This window comes from Pseudomonas sp. TH10, from assembly GCF_016651255.1.
Taxonomy (GTDB): Bacteria; Pseudomonadota; Gammaproteobacteria; order Pseudomonadales; family Pseudomonadaceae; genus Aquipseudomonas.
Genome location: NZ_JAEKEG010000072.1, coordinates 18,708 through 32,693, shown reverse-complemented (window position 1 = coordinate 32,693; position 13,986 = coordinate 18,708). Strand labels below are relative to the sequence as shown.

Annotated in this window: 12 protein-coding genes and 3 pseudogenes; 14 read left to right on the top strand and 1 reads right to left on the bottom strand. The window is 55.5% G+C overall.

Going from position 1 to position 13,986, the window contains the following annotated elements; genetic code table 11:
- Positions 1–152: 152 nt before the first annotated feature.
- Positions 153–993 (bottom strand): annotated as a pseudogene (locus tag JFT80_RS11665) (transposase).
- 609 nt (positions 994–1,602) lie between these two features.
- On the opposite strand from JFT80_RS11665, the gene JFT80_RS11660 reads away from it, so the two are divergent.
- The 14 genes and pseudogenes from JFT80_RS11660 to leuC all read left to right on the top strand — a co-directional run bounded on the left by JFT80_RS11660 (position 1,603) and on the right by leuC (position 13,986).
- The gene (locus tag JFT80_RS11660) at positions 1,603–1,749 is read left to right on the top strand and encodes a hypothetical protein (RefSeq protein ID WP_201147967.1); all 147 of its coding nucleotides are present in this window, start codon (positions 1,603–1,605) and stop codon (positions 1,747–1,749) included.
- 47 nt (positions 1,750–1,796) lie between these two features.
- The gene (locus JFT80_RS11655; RefSeq protein WP_201147966.1) at positions 1,797–3,182 is read left to right on the top strand and encodes an ABC transporter substrate-binding protein; all 1,386 of its coding nucleotides are present in this window, start codon (positions 1,797–1,799) and stop codon (positions 3,180–3,182) included.
- 8 nt (positions 3,183–3,190) lie between these two features.
- Positions 3,191–3,523, top strand: a complete 333-nt coding sequence (locus JFT80_RS25480) for a flavin reductase family protein (protein ID WP_374091347.1) — start codon at positions 3,191–3,193, stop codon at positions 3,521–3,523.
- Positions 3,444–4,202, top strand: coding sequence for a flavin reductase (locus JFT80_RS11650; RefSeq protein ID WP_374091348.1), 759 nt, complete (start codon positions 3,444–3,446; stop codon positions 4,200–4,202). The genes JFT80_RS25480 and JFT80_RS11650 overlap by 80 nt, the downstream gene beginning before the upstream one ends.
- A gap of 37 nt (positions 4,203–4,239) precedes the next feature.
- Positions 4,240–5,283, top strand: a complete 1,044-nt coding sequence (locus JFT80_RS11645; RefSeq protein WP_201147964.1) for an LLM class flavin-dependent oxidoreductase — start codon at positions 4,240–4,242, stop codon at positions 5,281–5,283.
- The gene (locus JFT80_RS11640) at positions 5,283–5,495 is read left to right on the top strand and encodes a tautomerase family protein (RefSeq protein WP_201147963.1); all 213 of its coding nucleotides are present in this window, start codon (positions 5,283–5,285) and stop codon (positions 5,493–5,495) included. The genes JFT80_RS11645 and JFT80_RS11640 overlap by 1 nt, the downstream gene beginning before the upstream one ends.
- A gap of 12 nt (positions 5,496–5,507) precedes the next feature.
- Positions 5,508–6,287 (top strand): alpha/beta fold hydrolase, encoded by a 780-nt coding sequence (locus JFT80_RS11635; RefSeq protein ID WP_201147962.1) that lies wholly within the window; start codon positions 5,508–5,510, stop codon positions 6,285–6,287.
- 95 nt (positions 6,288–6,382) lie between these two features.
- Positions 6,383–7,339, top strand: coding sequence for an ABC transporter permease (locus JFT80_RS11630; protein ID WP_201147961.1), 957 nt, complete (start codon positions 6,383–6,385; stop codon positions 7,337–7,339).
- Positions 7,340–7,350: 11 nt separating this feature from the next.
- Entirely contained in the window at positions 7,351–8,163 is an 813-nt protein-coding gene (locus JFT80_RS11625) for an ABC transporter permease (RefSeq protein WP_201147960.1), read from the top strand.
- 44 nt (positions 8,164–8,207) lie between these two features.
- Positions 8,208–9,832, top strand: a pseudogene (locus JFT80_RS11620) (ABC transporter ATP-binding protein).
- 11 nt (positions 9,833–9,843) lie between these two features.
- Positions 9,844–11,340 carry an aldehyde dehydrogenase gene (locus tag JFT80_RS11615; protein WP_201147959.1) on the top strand — a complete coding sequence of 499 codons (1,497 nt, stop codon included), beginning with the start codon at positions 9,844–9,846 and terminating at the stop codon, positions 11,338–11,340.
- An 85-nt stretch (positions 11,341–11,425) separates the two neighbouring features.
- Positions 11,426–12,043: a TetR/AcrR family transcriptional regulator gene (locus JFT80_RS11610; protein WP_201147958.1), complete on the top strand. Its 618-nt coding sequence runs from the start codon at positions 11,426–11,428 to the stop codon at positions 12,041–12,043.
- 257 nt (positions 12,044–12,300) lie between these two features.
- Positions 12,301–12,396, top strand: a pseudogene (locus JFT80_RS24140) (sulfite exporter TauE/SafE family protein); the annotation flags it as partial.
- 168 nt (positions 12,397–12,564) lie between these two features.
- Positions 12,565–13,986: a 3-isopropylmalate dehydratase large subunit gene (leuC, locus tag JFT80_RS11605; RefSeq protein WP_201147957.1), complete on the top strand. Its 1,422-nt coding sequence runs from the start codon at positions 12,565–12,567 to the stop codon at positions 13,984–13,986.

Genomic DNA, 13,986 nt, shown 5'->3' with positions numbered 1-13,986 from the left:
ACACCTCGAAAACTGAGAGTCGCGAGGGTTGCCTATGGAATCAGCGGGCGAAAGCGCGAATTAGCTTAGTCAGTGACGTAGACGTTCTTAATGCCGTTTGGGCCGCGTCAGCGGCCCAAACGGCTTCTAACTGGCGAGCCAAGCGGCTGGGTTCACGTCCTGATCGCCTCAAGCAGTCCCGCGATGCCGAAGATGCTCATCATTCGTTTGAGGTTGTAGGCGAGCACGTGAAGGCTCATCTCAGTGCTCACCCTCGGCAGGGTTATGGTCAGGAAGCGGGTACTTCCCATCCAGCACTTGAGCGTTCCAAAAGGATGGTCAACGGTCTGTCGACGAACCCTCATCATCGCTGGATAATGTTCTAGCCGAACCTGCATCGCGTCGACCACCAACTCATGTTCCCAGAGCTTCACACGGCGCTCCTTACCCGTCGTACATTGCTTTTGTATTGAGCAGGACTGGCAGCCTGAGAAGTAGTAACAATGCAATAACATGCCGTCTTCCGTCATTTGCCCTGAATGAAGTTGCGGTTGCGATTATTGACGGCTTTGAATTTGTTGCTGTCGATGGCGATGATCGACTGGGAGAAGAGATTGAGGTTGCGACAAAGCACTATGAACTGGCGGCATACGCTGCGAATGGCTTTGCCGTTGTCTTTGCGAAAGTCGGCAATGGTTTTGAAGCCCGGAGCCAAACGCCCCGTTCGCCACATCAACTTGACGTTGCGCTAGGCCTCTCGCTCAAGCCGGCGGCTGGACTGAATCCGATTGAGATAGCCGTAGATATAGATCTTCAGTAACACCGCTGGGTGACAGGCCGGGCGACCCGTAGCGGCAGGGATCGACTCCCTCAAAACCAAGTGATCCCCAGGTCGAGTTCATCGACGAAAACATCGACCATGCGCACTGAATTTTCTTCGGCTACGTAATCGTCCAGATACTCCGGCAGCAAGGTGACTTGCGTCCGAGCCTCACCTTCAATAAATCGCTTCATGTTCGCCCCCGCTACGATCTCGACGATCAGAAGATTAGACAATTGCGGGAGTTTTTACTCGGCCAATAAGCTATCCACCAGTCATCATGACGGGGTTTTGCGACGCGAGTGTCGAGACGCTGCAATCTGAGTGCGCCCAGCTACCAAATCATTCCGCTTACTATCCTCGCCACTCGGTTGGCTCGCGTTCGGCCCTGAGCGTGATCGCTTGTTCCGTCATGTGCACATCATCGCCTTGGTTGTGGTGCTCTTCGGGAAAGAGCAGCAACGCCCAGGTACCGGCTCAGCAATTCACGTGGCGCTGTTCGGTTAAAACTCCCAGCCATCCTTTCCCTGCCAAAGCACGCCGGCAAAGCCAATTTCCTGATTTGTCCGCCGATTGGAGTAAGGGGTGTCCCACTGACAGGCTGGCGAGCCTGCTCAGATGCGATGTTGTACGACTGTACAGAATTTTGTTGCGGCCTGAAATTGGCGGTGCTATAAAACACTACACCTGACAGATGATCATGTTTCTAGAGCATGAAGAACAGATCGGTCTTCGGGTACCAAGCCTGCCTGTCTATTTTTTTAACATGCAGTTGTACGATCGTACGGTGTTGAGGGTGTAGCATGAAAGATAAAGCTCCCGAAGAGATGTCGTTTGGTTTGTCGCGTCGAGAACTGGTCAAGGGAACCGCAGGATTGCTGTTTGCCGGAGTAGCGTTAAGCGCACTGCCAATGTCGGTGTTTGCTCAGCCCAAAAAGGCGGGCGCCTGATCTTCGGGCTGGCCGGGGCATCGACTACCGATAGCCTTGATCCGGGTTTGGCAGAAGACGATTTCATGATGCTGCTGTCGCAATCCTTGCGAGGCAATCTGGTTGAAGTGGATGCGTCCGGCAATCCTGTACCGGAGCTTGCAGAGTCCTGGGAAGCCTCTCCGGATGCCAAGGTCTGGACCTTCAAGTTGCGCAGCGGTGTGCAGTTTCACAACGGCAAGCCATTCACCGCCGATGATGTGGTGGCCACGCTCGATTACCATCGCAAAGACGGGTCCAAATCCCTCTCTAAATCGATTGTTTCGCAAATCGATGAAATCGTCGCCGTGGATGCTACAACCGTCAGAGTCGTGCTCAAGGGCGGAAATGCCGACTTCCCTACTCTGATGAGCGACTACCACCTGAGTATTCTTCCTCGCGGCGCGGACGGGCAAGTCGATTGGCGATCCGGTAATGGCACTGGCGGCTATGTGCTTAAGGAATACAACCCGGGTGTACGTGCGCTGGTCGTTCGCAATCCGGCTTACTGGAAGTCGGACCGGGCGCATGTCGAAGAGGCAGAGCTTATCGCGATTTCCGATCCGGTTGCCCGTCAGAATGCTTTGTTGACCGGCAAAGTCAACGTGATCAATCGGGTCGAGATCAAGACCCTGTCGCTGCTCCAGCGCAGCAATAAGATTCGCGTCGAAGAAGTAGCTGGTTTGAACCATGCGACCATGCCCATGATCGCTAACGTCAGCCCTTTCCAAGACAACAACGTCCGGCTTGCGCTCAAGCATGCCGTGGATCGCGATCAATGGGTCAAGACATTACTGCGGGGCCACGGTTCGGTGGGTAATGACCATCCGATTGGCAAGCAACAAAAGTACTTCAACAGTGAATTACCGCAGCACCAGTATGATCCTGATAAAGCCCGGTTCTATTTGAAACAGGCGGGTCTCGACAGCGTGAATATCAACATCAGCGCCGCGGATGCAGCCTTCTCTGGCGCAGTCGACGCGGCTGTCCTGTTTCAAGAAAGCGCGCGTACGTCGGGCATCAACTTCAATGTCGTTCGAGAATCCAACGATGGTTACTGGATCAATGTCTGGTCCAAAAAGCCCATGTGCATGTGCTACTGGACTGGCCGCCCGACCCCTGACTGGATATTCAGCCAGATCTATGCAACGGGTGCCTCTTGGGGCGACACACAGTGGAACAACGAGCGCTTTGATAAGTTGATGCTCATGGCCCGGTCCGAGCTCGATGAGACGCGACGCACGCAGATTTACTGGGAGATGCAGCAACAACTACGTGACGAAGGTTCGACGATTGTACCGATGTTCATGAATCACATCATGGGCTTGAGCACCAACGTTGTAACTACAAATCCGCTGGCCGGAAACATGGCCCTTGACGGTATGCGTGCCATCGAACGCTGGTCACTTTCCTAAGCATTGAAATGGCAGGGTTCAAAATGAACAATATTGAATGGCGGGACGTCAGCAGCGGGGAAACTCGAAGCCTGCGGGATGTGTTTGGAAGTTTTATGACTGGCGTGACAGTAGTAACAGCATGGGGCAGTGATGGGGCACCTCGCGGATTTACCGCTAATTCGTTTACTTCAGTTTCCCTGGACCCTGCGCTGGTTTTGGTCTGCATTGCCAAGAACTCCAACAGCCTGGCCGTGTACTCGCGACGCAGAGCATTTCGCGATCAATGTCCTTGGCGAGTGGCAGCGGGATCTGTCGAATACTTTCGCAGGCCGTGTGGTAAACAAGTTCGAAGGCGTTGAACTTCTGGAGGAAACAGTTGCACCCTGTTTGGCCAATAGCCTCAGCGTGATGTGCTGTAAACGTCAGCAGTGCGTTGATGCGGGCGACCATCTAATCATCATTGGAGAGGTCACCAAATACGCAAGCTCGGCGGGCAGTCCGCTGGGATATTTCCGCGGCAGCTACATAGATTTTGCCGTCGGTAATCAGGCCATACAGACCGATCTCAAATCAGCCGTAAAAGTGGGGTGTCTCATTTCCCACGACGATGGATTAATTCTGGTTAAAGAGCCCAATGATTCCCGCTGGTCGGTCCCCGCGCTGTTCTGGCGGAATGGTGTAGGGCAGCGCGACATCATCGCCCAAGTATTCAAAAAGGCTGGTATACAAGGCGATGTGTCATTTGTGTATTCCATTTTTGAAGAGGGTAGCGACGGATACACCAAGTTGTTCTATCGCGGCGACTCAGTCAGCGAAACTTTACCGCCGGGCCATGATACGGGTTGGGAGGTAAAAATTTTCCACGAGCAAGACGCTCCGTGGGACCTGGTCGACGGAGAATACACGATCAGTATGGTCAGTCGCTTCTTCAAAGAACGCGAAGCGGACGCTTTCGGAATTTATTGTGATACCGCCGATGGCGGAAGAATCGCCGGCATAGCAGGCAAGCCGGTCAATTGGATGGAGTGGGGCAACTAACCCGCCATATCTAATCCCCATAAAGTGGAACTTTAATATGGAATTCAATCATTTCCTGAGTTCTTACCTGCCCGATCACCTGGGTTCAGGCAAGAAGTTATATCAATGTATGGTCGAACAAGCCGTTCAGGCAGAGCGCTCTGGATATACCGGTGTGTCCATACCGGAACACCATCTGATCAATATATTGCTGGTGCCGTCACCATTGCAGATGGCCGTAAAAATTGCATCGGTGACCCAACATGTCGAGTTGGTGACTTCGATTGTGGTGTTGCCGATCCGCGATATGCGCGTGTTTGCCGGTGAAGTGGTTCAAGCCGATGCCATGACCGATCACCGCCTGGTATTGGGCGTTGGGCGCGGGGCGTTCAAATATGAAATCGAACGCTTGGGCGTGCCCATGGAGTCCACTCGGGAACGATTTGATGAATCCCTCTTGGTACTCAAAGCCCTTCTCACTGAAAAAGACGTGTCGTGGGATGGGAAGTACTACAAGTTTCACCCGATGACCATCATGCCCCGGCCAGAACGCGATATTCCGTTGATGGTGGCGACGATGGTGCCGGAGGGGATTTTCGCCTGTGCCAAGCAAGGCTATTCGGTGCAAACCACACCGCTGAGCGGTGATCATCAAACGCTGCTGGATCAAGTCAGTGCGTTCCGTCGCGGAAAGGCCGAAGCGGCTGCGGGTGCTCCGAAAAGCCGTCTTTCCTTGCAACGGGCCGTCTATCTGGCCCGGGATGAGGCCGATGCCAAGGAAAAGATCGCGCTGGCCTATGACTACTACAAGCGTTTCGACAACGTTTATTCCGGGCCGGGCATTGTCCGCGCCGGTGGAATTGATCCATTGCCTCGCCAACAATCAATCGAAGACCTCGCAAAAAACCTTTTGATCTGCACCAGGGAACAAATGCTTGATCAGTTGGGCAAGTACGCCGAGGCCGGCATTGATGAAGTCATCATGACCTCCAATTTTGGCCAGTCCCAGGAAGACTCCATTGACATGGTAAGTCGTTTTGGTGAAGAGATCATTCCTAATTTTTCCAACGTCAATAAAGTCACTAACAAGAGGATCGGATAATGCCTGTCATTTCGGTTGAGTTGTTTCCCGGAAGAACGCCGGATATAAAACGCGAATTGATCAAAGCGCTCACTGACACTTACGTGAACGTGTGTGGCGGTACTGCGCAGGCAGTCACCATCCTGCTCAAGGAAGTTGATCCGATCGACTGGGGCTCTGCGGGCAGACCCTACGCCGATGTGATTGCCGAGAATGCGAAGAAGCCGGCGTAGGGGAGAGAGATCATGACCAAAGCCATTGAGTGTGCGGTAGCGGTAGAAGGACAAGGTCCTGCGCTGGTGATGATTCACGGTATAGGCGCGCGCAAGACCGGCTGGGACAAAATTACAGCGGCATTGAAGGATCGCTATACCTGCATTCGCTATGACCTGCGCGGTCACGGCGAATCACCGGTGCCGAGCGAACCTTTCGGGCTGGATGAACTTGTAGCGGATCTGGAGGCGCTTCGCGAGCGTCTGGGTGTCGAGAAGATGCACGTGATCGGACATTCGCTCGGCGGCATGATCGGGCCGGCCTATGCGCACAAGTACCCTGATCGGGTGCTGAGCATCGGGCTGCTGTCCACCGCCGCGTTCAGGTCGGCACAGGACTCGGAAAACGTACTCAAAGTGGTTCAGGCGATGGAGGACAAAGGCATCCCTCAGGTGCTGGAGACTTTGACGCAGCGCTGGTTTACCGAGACGTTCTGCGCCGAGCACCCTGAGGTGATCGAGTGGCGTAAGCAACAGGTGATCGACACCGATGGCGAGGTGTTCCTCAACGTTTTCCGTATTTACGCAGAGACGGAAATGTCGCCTTGGCTGCATGAAATCAAGCACCCGTGCCTGGTGTTGACCGGGGAATTCGATGGCGGCTGCAACCCGGGTTTGAATCAGAAAATCGCCGATGCATTACTCCATTCCGATCTGGTCATCATGCCGGGTCTGAAGCACGCGATTCTGATCGAGGCCAGTGATCTGGTTTCACAGCATCTAAAAACGTTCCTCGAAAAAACCGCGTCCTGACCCTGCTGAAAACCGGTTGGCTGGCGTGCGATTTGCCGCACAGCTCACCGGTCTACAACAAAATCGTTATCTATTCAGATAAGCAGGTAAACGTTATGGGTATGTTGTATCAGGTGATCTTGCGGCGAGTGTTCATCGGAGTCATCACCTTGTTTTGCGTGTCCGCGATTATCTTTGCGGCCGTACAGATGTTGCCGGGGGATATGGCGCAGCAGATTCTGGGGCAGTCGGCGACCCCCGAAACCTTATCTGCGCTTCGGCATGAATTAGGGCTGGATCAGTCGCCTCTAACGCGCTATCTGCACTGGTTGTACGGCAGCCTGCACGGTGACTTCGGCACCTCGTTGTCCAATGGCCGGCCAGTGGCTGAAATTATTGGCCAGCGAATGGTCAACACACTGTTTCTGGCGTCCTACACCGCATTGATTGCCGTCCCGCTGGCCGTCACGCTTGGATTGTTTGCGGCGCTGTATAAAGACTCGCTCTACGATCGCGTCGTCAATGTGATTTCTCTGGCGGCTGTATCACTGCCTGAGTTCTTTATCGGCTACATCTTGATCCTGATATTTTCCGTGACTTACTCAGTATTTCCTCCCATTGCCGACGTACCGGCGTCAGCCAGTTTCGTGGATCGACTGCACTCCGCATTTCTTCCGGTCCTGACCCTGACAATGGTGATCACCGCTCACATGATGCGCATGACGCGGGTCGCTGTGCTCGATCTGCTCATGTTGCCGTACATCGAAATGGCTAAGTTGAAGGGATTGTCCCGGTTCAAAGTTGTGATCCGGCATGCGTTACCCAATGCCTGGGCACCTATCGTCAATGTCGTAGCGGTCAACCTGGCTTATCTCATCACGGGTGTAGTGGTGGTTGAAGTGGTGTTCGTCTACCCGGGATTGGGGCAACTGATGGTGGACTCGGTCGTCAAGCGCGACTTCATGGTGGTCCAAGCGTGCTGCTGCATCTTCGCGGTGGTGTACATCAGCATCAACTTGCTGGCTGACATTATCTCGATTGCCACCAATCCCCGTTTACTGCATCGCAAGTAAAGGATATGCGCATGAACATTCTCACTGTATTCAAGCAAATGTCCTGGACCGCCCGGCTCGGGATAATTCTTATTGCTCTGTACGCCTTCATGGCGGTGTTCGGACCCTATATAACGCCCTACAGCGAGACGCAGATCGTCGGCGGTGAATACGACCCCTGGAGCGCGCAGACCTGGCTGGGCACCGATAATCTCGGGCGTGACATGTTTTCCCGATTGATCTTCGGTGCCCGTAACACCATCGGTATTGCGCTGTTGTCCACGTTTTTGGCGTTCGTGATCGGCGGAGTCTTGGGACTGGTTGCGGCCACTGTCGGCGGCTGGTTCGAAGCCGTGCTTTCGCGCATCGTCGACATGCTCATGTCTGTACCGCAGCTGATTGGGGCCTTGCTGCTGCTGACAATCTTCGGCACCAGTCTGCTTAATCTCGTGTTCGTCATCGCTCTGGTCGATTCCACGCGGATCTATCGCCTGGCGAAGTCGGTGGCGATGAATGTAGTTGTCACCGATTACATGGAAGCGGCGAGGGTACGCGGAGAAGGTCTGGTCTGGCTGGTCATGGTCGAGCTTTTGCCCAACGTCAAGGCACCGCTCATTGCCGAGTTCGGGCTGCGGTTCTGTTTTGTGTTCCTGACGATATCGTCACTGTCATTCCTCGGGTTGGGGTTGCAACCACCCATGGCCGACTGGGGAAGCATGGTGCGCGAAAACGCCTCGTTGATCTCGTTCGGTGACCTCACCCCTTTAATTCCTGCCGCCGCGATCGGCGTCTTGGCTATTGCCGTCAACTTTGTCGTTGACTGGTTCCTGGCCCAAAGACGCTGATTCAACCAACCGTCAAAACATAAGATTGCGTGGGGAATACGAACATGGCTGAGCCACTCCTGAAAATGACCGGTCTTCGCATCGAAGCCCTGTCGGCAAATGGCTGGAGCGAGATCGTTCATGGCGTGGATATAGTGTTGCAGCCGGGCAAGATCCTCGGCCTGGTGGGCGAGTCCGGGGCCGGAAAATCATCGATCGGGCTTGCCGCGATGGGCTATACCCGTGACGGCTGCCGGATCTCGGGAGGCGAAATCCTGTTCGATGGCATCGACATGCGCACGCTTTCGCCGGCGCAGCATCAGGACCTGCTGGGGGCCAGAATCGCTTATGTCGCCCAGTCGGCGGCGGCGAGTTTCAACCCCGCGCGCAAGTTGATCGATCAACATTGCGAGAGCGCCATCGAACACGGCGTGACCAGCCGCCACAACGCCCAGCGCGAAGCGGTGGAGCTTTATCGAAAAATCTCCCTGCCTGAGCCGGAAACCATTGGTTTGCGTTATCCGCATCAGGTTTCGGGCGGGCAGTTGCAGCGGATCATGACGGCGATGGCCATGTCCTGCCGACCTGATCTGATTATCTTCGACGAGCCGACGACGGCTCTGGATGTCACTACTCAGATCGATGTGCTGCTGACCATTCGCGAGCTGGTGCGCGAGTTCCAGGTGGCTGCCATCTACATTTCCCACGACCTCGCGGTGGTGGCGCAGATGGCTGACCAGGTTGTAGTGCTCAAGGACGGCAGCGTCGTTGAATCCGGGGATAAACGCCAGCTAATCGAAAATCCGATCGAGAGCTACACCCAGTCGCTGTGGGCTGTTCGTAACCTGGCCTGTACGCCTCAGCCACCGGTCAGCCGCAACGCGAAACCGATTCTGTCAGTGAAAAACATCGAAGCCGGGTATGGCAAAAAAATGTCATCGAAGGCATCTCGCTGGATTTATACCGCGGACGCACGTTGGCAGTTGTAGGGGAGTCTGGGTCTGGCAAGTCCACCTTGGGCCGCTGTATCAGCGGGCTGTTGCCTATCAATAGCGGGGCAATCATCTACAACGACGTCGAGCTTGCCAGCTCCTATAAAAAACGCAGCCGGGAGCAACTGAAGGCCGTTCAAATGATTTACCAGATGGCTGATACCGCGCTCAATCCTCGCCATTGCATCGGTGACATCATTGGCCGGCCTCTGAAGTTCTATAGCGACTTGAACGGACCGCGACTGCAAGCGAGAACCCACGACATTCTTAATGCCGTGGGTCTTGAACCGGGCAAGTTCTTTTCGAGGCGTCCGGAAGAACTGTCTGGCGGACAAAAGCAACGGGTCGGCATTGCCAGGGCACTGGCGGCCGATCCTGCCGTGATCATTTGCGACGAGATCACCAGCGCGCTCGATCAACTGGTGGCCGAAGGGATTCTGCGTTTAATCGATGATCTAAAAAACACGTTCGGTTTGTCCTACCTGTTCATCACCCATGACCTCACGGTCGTGCAGTCGATTGCCGATGACGTGCTGGTGTTGAAGGCTGGCCATATCGTCGAGTACGGAGAGCGCAACAACGTGTTCGCTCCTCCCTGTGATCAATACGTCATGCAACTTGTTAACAGCATGCCGCAAATGAATCCGGACTGGCTGGATGACCTAGTTCGCTGTGGCTCGACACAATCTCAGGCATAAAGGGGCGGAACATGACGCTGCTGAATAGTTTTTCGGAGTGGACCACATTGGCGGCCTCGGTAAAGGTCAATGGCCAGTGTTTTATCGATGGTCAATATCGTCAGGGTGTGGAAGAGCAGGTGTTTGACAAGATCAGCCCGGTGGACGGTCGGGTAATTGCATCCATTGCCCGCTGCACGACACTGGACGTGGACATGGCCGTTGCCTGTGCTCGCAGGGTGTTCGAGGCCGGTACGTGGTCGCGCATGGCACCGGGCCAACGCAAGCGTATTTTGATCGCTTTCGCCGGGCTCATCGAGAAGCACGGCGCGGAGTTGGCGCTGCTCGAAACCCTGGACATGGGAAAGCCGATTTCCAATGCCTTCAACGTGGATATACCGGGCGCAGCCAACGCGATTCGCTGGAGCGCAGAGGCCATCGACAAGGTGTACGGCGAGATAGCGCCGACCCCGCAAGACCAATTGGGCCTGATCACCCGCGAGGCAGTGGGCGTAGTGGCAGTGATAGTGCCCTGGAACTTTCCTCTGTTGATGGCGAGCTGGAAGCTTGGGCCAGCGTTGGCGACCGGCAATTCGGTCATCCTCAAACCCTCGGAGCGCTCGCCATTGACGGCGATCCGTGTCGCGCAACTGGCGTCGGAAGCCGGGATCCCGGACGGTGTGTTCAATGTCTTGCCCGGCTACGGCCATGAAGCGGGAAGCGCGCTGTCACTTAACATGGATGTCGATGCCATCGCTTTCACCGGTTCGACCGCCATCGCCAAGGCGCTGATGATCGCATCGGGACGTTCCAACCTGAAGCGCGTCTGGACTGAGGCGGGAGGCAAAAGTCCGAATATCGTGTTCGCCGACGCGCCTGATCTCAAGGCTGCCGCCGTCAGTGCCGCCTCCGCGATTGCCTACAACCAAGGGCAAGTGTGCGTCGCCGGTTCCCGTTTGCTCATCGAAAGCAGTGCCAAGGCACAATTCATGGAGCATTTGCAGGCCGCGCTGGAACTATGGGTGCCATCTCATCCCCTTGACCCTGCGACACAGCTGGGCGCAATGGTTGATCAACAACACCTAGCACAGGTCAGAGGGTTTATTGACACGGGCCTGCGTGAAGGGGCGCGGCTGGTGCAGGGTGGAGAGACAGGTATCGCCGGTATCGACGGCTGTTACCTGAAGCCGGCGTTGTTCGACGGGGTGGACAACGCCATGACCATTGCACAGGCGGAGATATTCGGCCCGGTGTTGTCGGTCATCGCATTCGATACGCCAGAAGAAGCTGTTTCCATCGCCAACGACACGCCCTATGGTCTGGCCGCTGCGATATGGACCCGCGATCTTTCCAGAGCGCACTACGTCGCCAAATCGATACGCGCAGGCTCGGTTTGGGTGAATCAGTATTCCGCTGGGGACATGACAGCCCCATTCGGCGGGTTCAAACAGTCAGGCAATGGTCGTGATCGATCCTTGCATTCCTTCGATAAATATACCGAACTGAAGTCGACGTGGATCAAGCTGTAATACCAGAAAGGCGTGCGTTTGACGCATCACAGGGGGCGAGGGACAATCCCGCCCCTGTTTTTGGGATTGTTTTTGGGACTGAGCGATGACGCGGCAAACAGCGAAAAAGGTTTACGAAAGTCCAGAGCAGCGCCGGGAAGAAATTATCAAGTGCGCCTTTCTGTGCTTGAGCGAGGAGGGCTATGCCAAGCTGTCCGCCAGGAAAATTGCGGCGCGGGCTGAAATGTCCTTGGGGCATATCTCCTATCACTTCAAGAACATGAACGAGCTATTGGTCGAGGCGTATAAATACGCCTCTCGCAAACTTTACGAGGCGACCCAGGCCGGCCTCGTCGCCAAGCCCGGCTCGACCATGAGCCAGCTAGAGATTTTTTTGCGCAGCGGCTTCACCGGGCAATTCCTCGATCGCAGTTATCTTTCGGTGCGCATCGACTTTTGGTCAGCCTCCCTATTTCACGAAGATATCGCCGAAACCGAACGCAAGCTTTACACCATCTACCGTGAGCGCCTGTTGGAAATCCTCAACAAAATCGCCTACGAACACGAAAGTGCGCCTGAGTCGTTAGAGCGAGCAGCGGATGCGTTGATGGCGATGCTCGATGGTTTGTGGCTGGACTGGCAACGAAGGAAGAACATGCGGTCCATCGAAAATGGCATCGCGGCGTGTCTGGATCTGGTGTCGCTTTACCTGGCCAAGCGCTGACGACACGGCGCTAAAGTGCTATTTCTCGAGCGGGCCTGAGATTCCGATTCAGCGCACGTTTTATGCGTCTACTGTTATTGTTTATCTCCGCAGTTGCGTAAATCATTGCCGACTGTGTATCCGGCGTCGCAAATGTCAGTGGTGCGCACTGGGCTAAAGCTGAATCTTCAGGCCTGAAGCTCCTTCACCAAATCCTCCCGGAACCTGCTTTACCTTGCTCGTGCAGTGGTTCACCACTCCCGTTCCGGCCGACTTCTGTCAAGGTTGCGCACGCGTTACCCGAGAGAAAGCTTCGTACTGCTTTTTGTTTGTTTCTCTTGCTATGTGCGGGATTGCTTATGTTCAAACCGTGAGCCTTGAATTCGCCCATCACTTCCAAGCGTGACCTATTATTCACATTCCGTGCGCAACGCCTTCGCTTTACTGCTCTTGATGAAGCATTCGAGATGAATATGCTGTTCATAGGTGACCCCTGATCTCGCACCAGACATCTCGCACAAGACCCTGAAAGAGCCCACTTCATGAACAGCCCCAGAACGCTCTACCAGAAGCACATCGATAGCCACACTGTCTGCCCGCTCGATGATCAGGGCCATGTGCTTCTGTACATCGACCGTCAGGTCGCCAACGAATACACCAGCCCGCAGGCGTTCAGTGGTTTGCGTGAAGCAGGTCGCAACGTCTGGCGCCCGAGTGCAACGCTGGCGGTCGTCGACCACGTCAACCCGACGGCTGCGGTGCGAACCAAGACGATGCCGGACGCCGGTGGCGCACAGCAGGTTGCGTATTTCGAAGAGAACTGCCGTGACTTCGGGATCGAACTGTTTGACGTACTCGACAAGCGCCAGGGTATCGAACACGTCGTGGCTCCCGAGCAAGGATTTATCATGCCGGGCATGGTCGTCGCTGCCGGTGATAGCCACACCACGACCTATGGTGCATTAGGCGCGTTCGGTTTCGGCATTGGTACTTCTGAAATTGAGCATCTACTGGCATCGCAGACGCTGGTCTACAAGCGCTTGAAAACCATGCGAGTCACAGTGAAAGGGACACTTGGGATAGGCGTGACGTCCAAGGACATCATCATGGCGCTGATTGAAAAAATCGGAGCATCCGGCGCCACGGGCTATGCGATTGAGTTCGCAGGCCCGGCAATCACTGACCTCAGCGTCGAAGCCAGAATGACCATCTGCAACATGGCCGTGGAGGCAGGGGCCAGGGGCGCATTCATGGCGCCGGACGATAAGGTCTTTGCCTATCTACAACTTAAGCCCCGCGCACCTCAAGGTGAACTGTGGAAGCAGGCAGTCGCTAAATGGAGAGGACTGCATAGCGACGAAGGTGCTTTGTTTGATCGCGAAGTGACACTCGACGTTCAGGCGCTGGAGCCGATGGTCACCTGGGGCACCAGCCCCGATCAGGCAGCGCCAGTGGGCGGTCATGTGCCAGACCCGGCGACTCAGCCCGACCTTATTCTTCGCCAAGGCATGCAGCGCGCGCTGGACTACATGGGGCTGACGCCAGGCATGCCGCTGAGCGACGTGGTGATCAGCCACGCCTTCATCGGCTCATGCACCAACGCTCGAATTGAAGATTTGCGCGACGTCGCTCGCGTGGTTCGTGGCAAGCGTGTTGCCGCGCATGTTCGCGCCATGATCGTGCCCGGCTCAACCCTGGTGCGCAATCAAGCGGAAGACGAAGGCCTTGCGCAGATTTTCCTCGACGCCGGTTTTGAGTGGCGCCAATCCGGCTGCTCGATGTGCCTGGCCATGAATGACGACGTGCTCGCACCGGGTGATCGCTGCGCCTCCAGCACCAATCGCAACTTCGAAGGACGTCAGGGCGCGGGGGCACGCACCCACCTGATGAGTCCGGCCATGGTTGCCGCGGCGGCAATAACCGGGCATTTGACCGACGTTCGCTCTTTCGTTTTGGAGGCTTGA

What these genes read in the sequence shown, in the direction of transcription:
- JFT80_RS11645 (WP_201147964.1), top strand. Translation starts at nt 4,240, where the DNA reads ATGGAATTCAATCATTTCCTGAGTTCTTACCTGCCCGATCACCTGGGT.
- JFT80_RS11625 (WP_201147960.1), top strand. Translation starts at nt 7,351, where the DNA reads ATGAACATTCTCACTGTATTCAAGCAAATGTCCTGGACCGCCCGGCTC.
- JFT80_RS25480 (WP_374091347.1), top strand. Translation starts at nt 3,191, where the DNA reads ATGGCAGGGTTCAAAATGAACAATATTGAATGGCGGGACGTCAGCAGC.
- JFT80_RS11660 (WP_201147967.1), top strand. Translation starts at nt 1,603, where the DNA reads ATGAAAGATAAAGCTCCCGAAGAGATGTCGTTTGGTTTGTCGCGTCGA.
- JFT80_RS11610 (WP_201147958.1), top strand. Translation starts at nt 11,426, where the DNA reads ATGACGCGGCAAACAGCGAAAAAGGTTTACGAAAGTCCAGAGCAGCGC.
- JFT80_RS11630 (WP_201147961.1), top strand. Translation starts at nt 6,383, where the DNA reads ATGGGTATGTTGTATCAGGTGATCTTGCGGCGAGTGTTCATCGGAGTC.
- JFT80_RS11615 (WP_201147959.1), top strand. Translation starts at nt 9,844, where the DNA reads ATGACGCTGCTGAATAGTTTTTCGGAGTGGACCACATTGGCGGCCTCG.
- JFT80_RS11635 (WP_201147962.1), top strand. Translation starts at nt 5,508, where the DNA reads ATGACCAAAGCCATTGAGTGTGCGGTAGCGGTAGAAGGACAAGGTCCT.
- JFT80_RS11640 (WP_201147963.1), top strand. Translation starts at nt 5,283, where the DNA reads ATGCCTGTCATTTCGGTTGAGTTGTTTCCCGGAAGAACGCCGGATATA.
- leuC (WP_201147957.1), top strand. Translation starts at nt 12,565, where the DNA reads ATGAACAGCCCCAGAACGCTCTACCAGAAGCACATCGATAGCCACACT.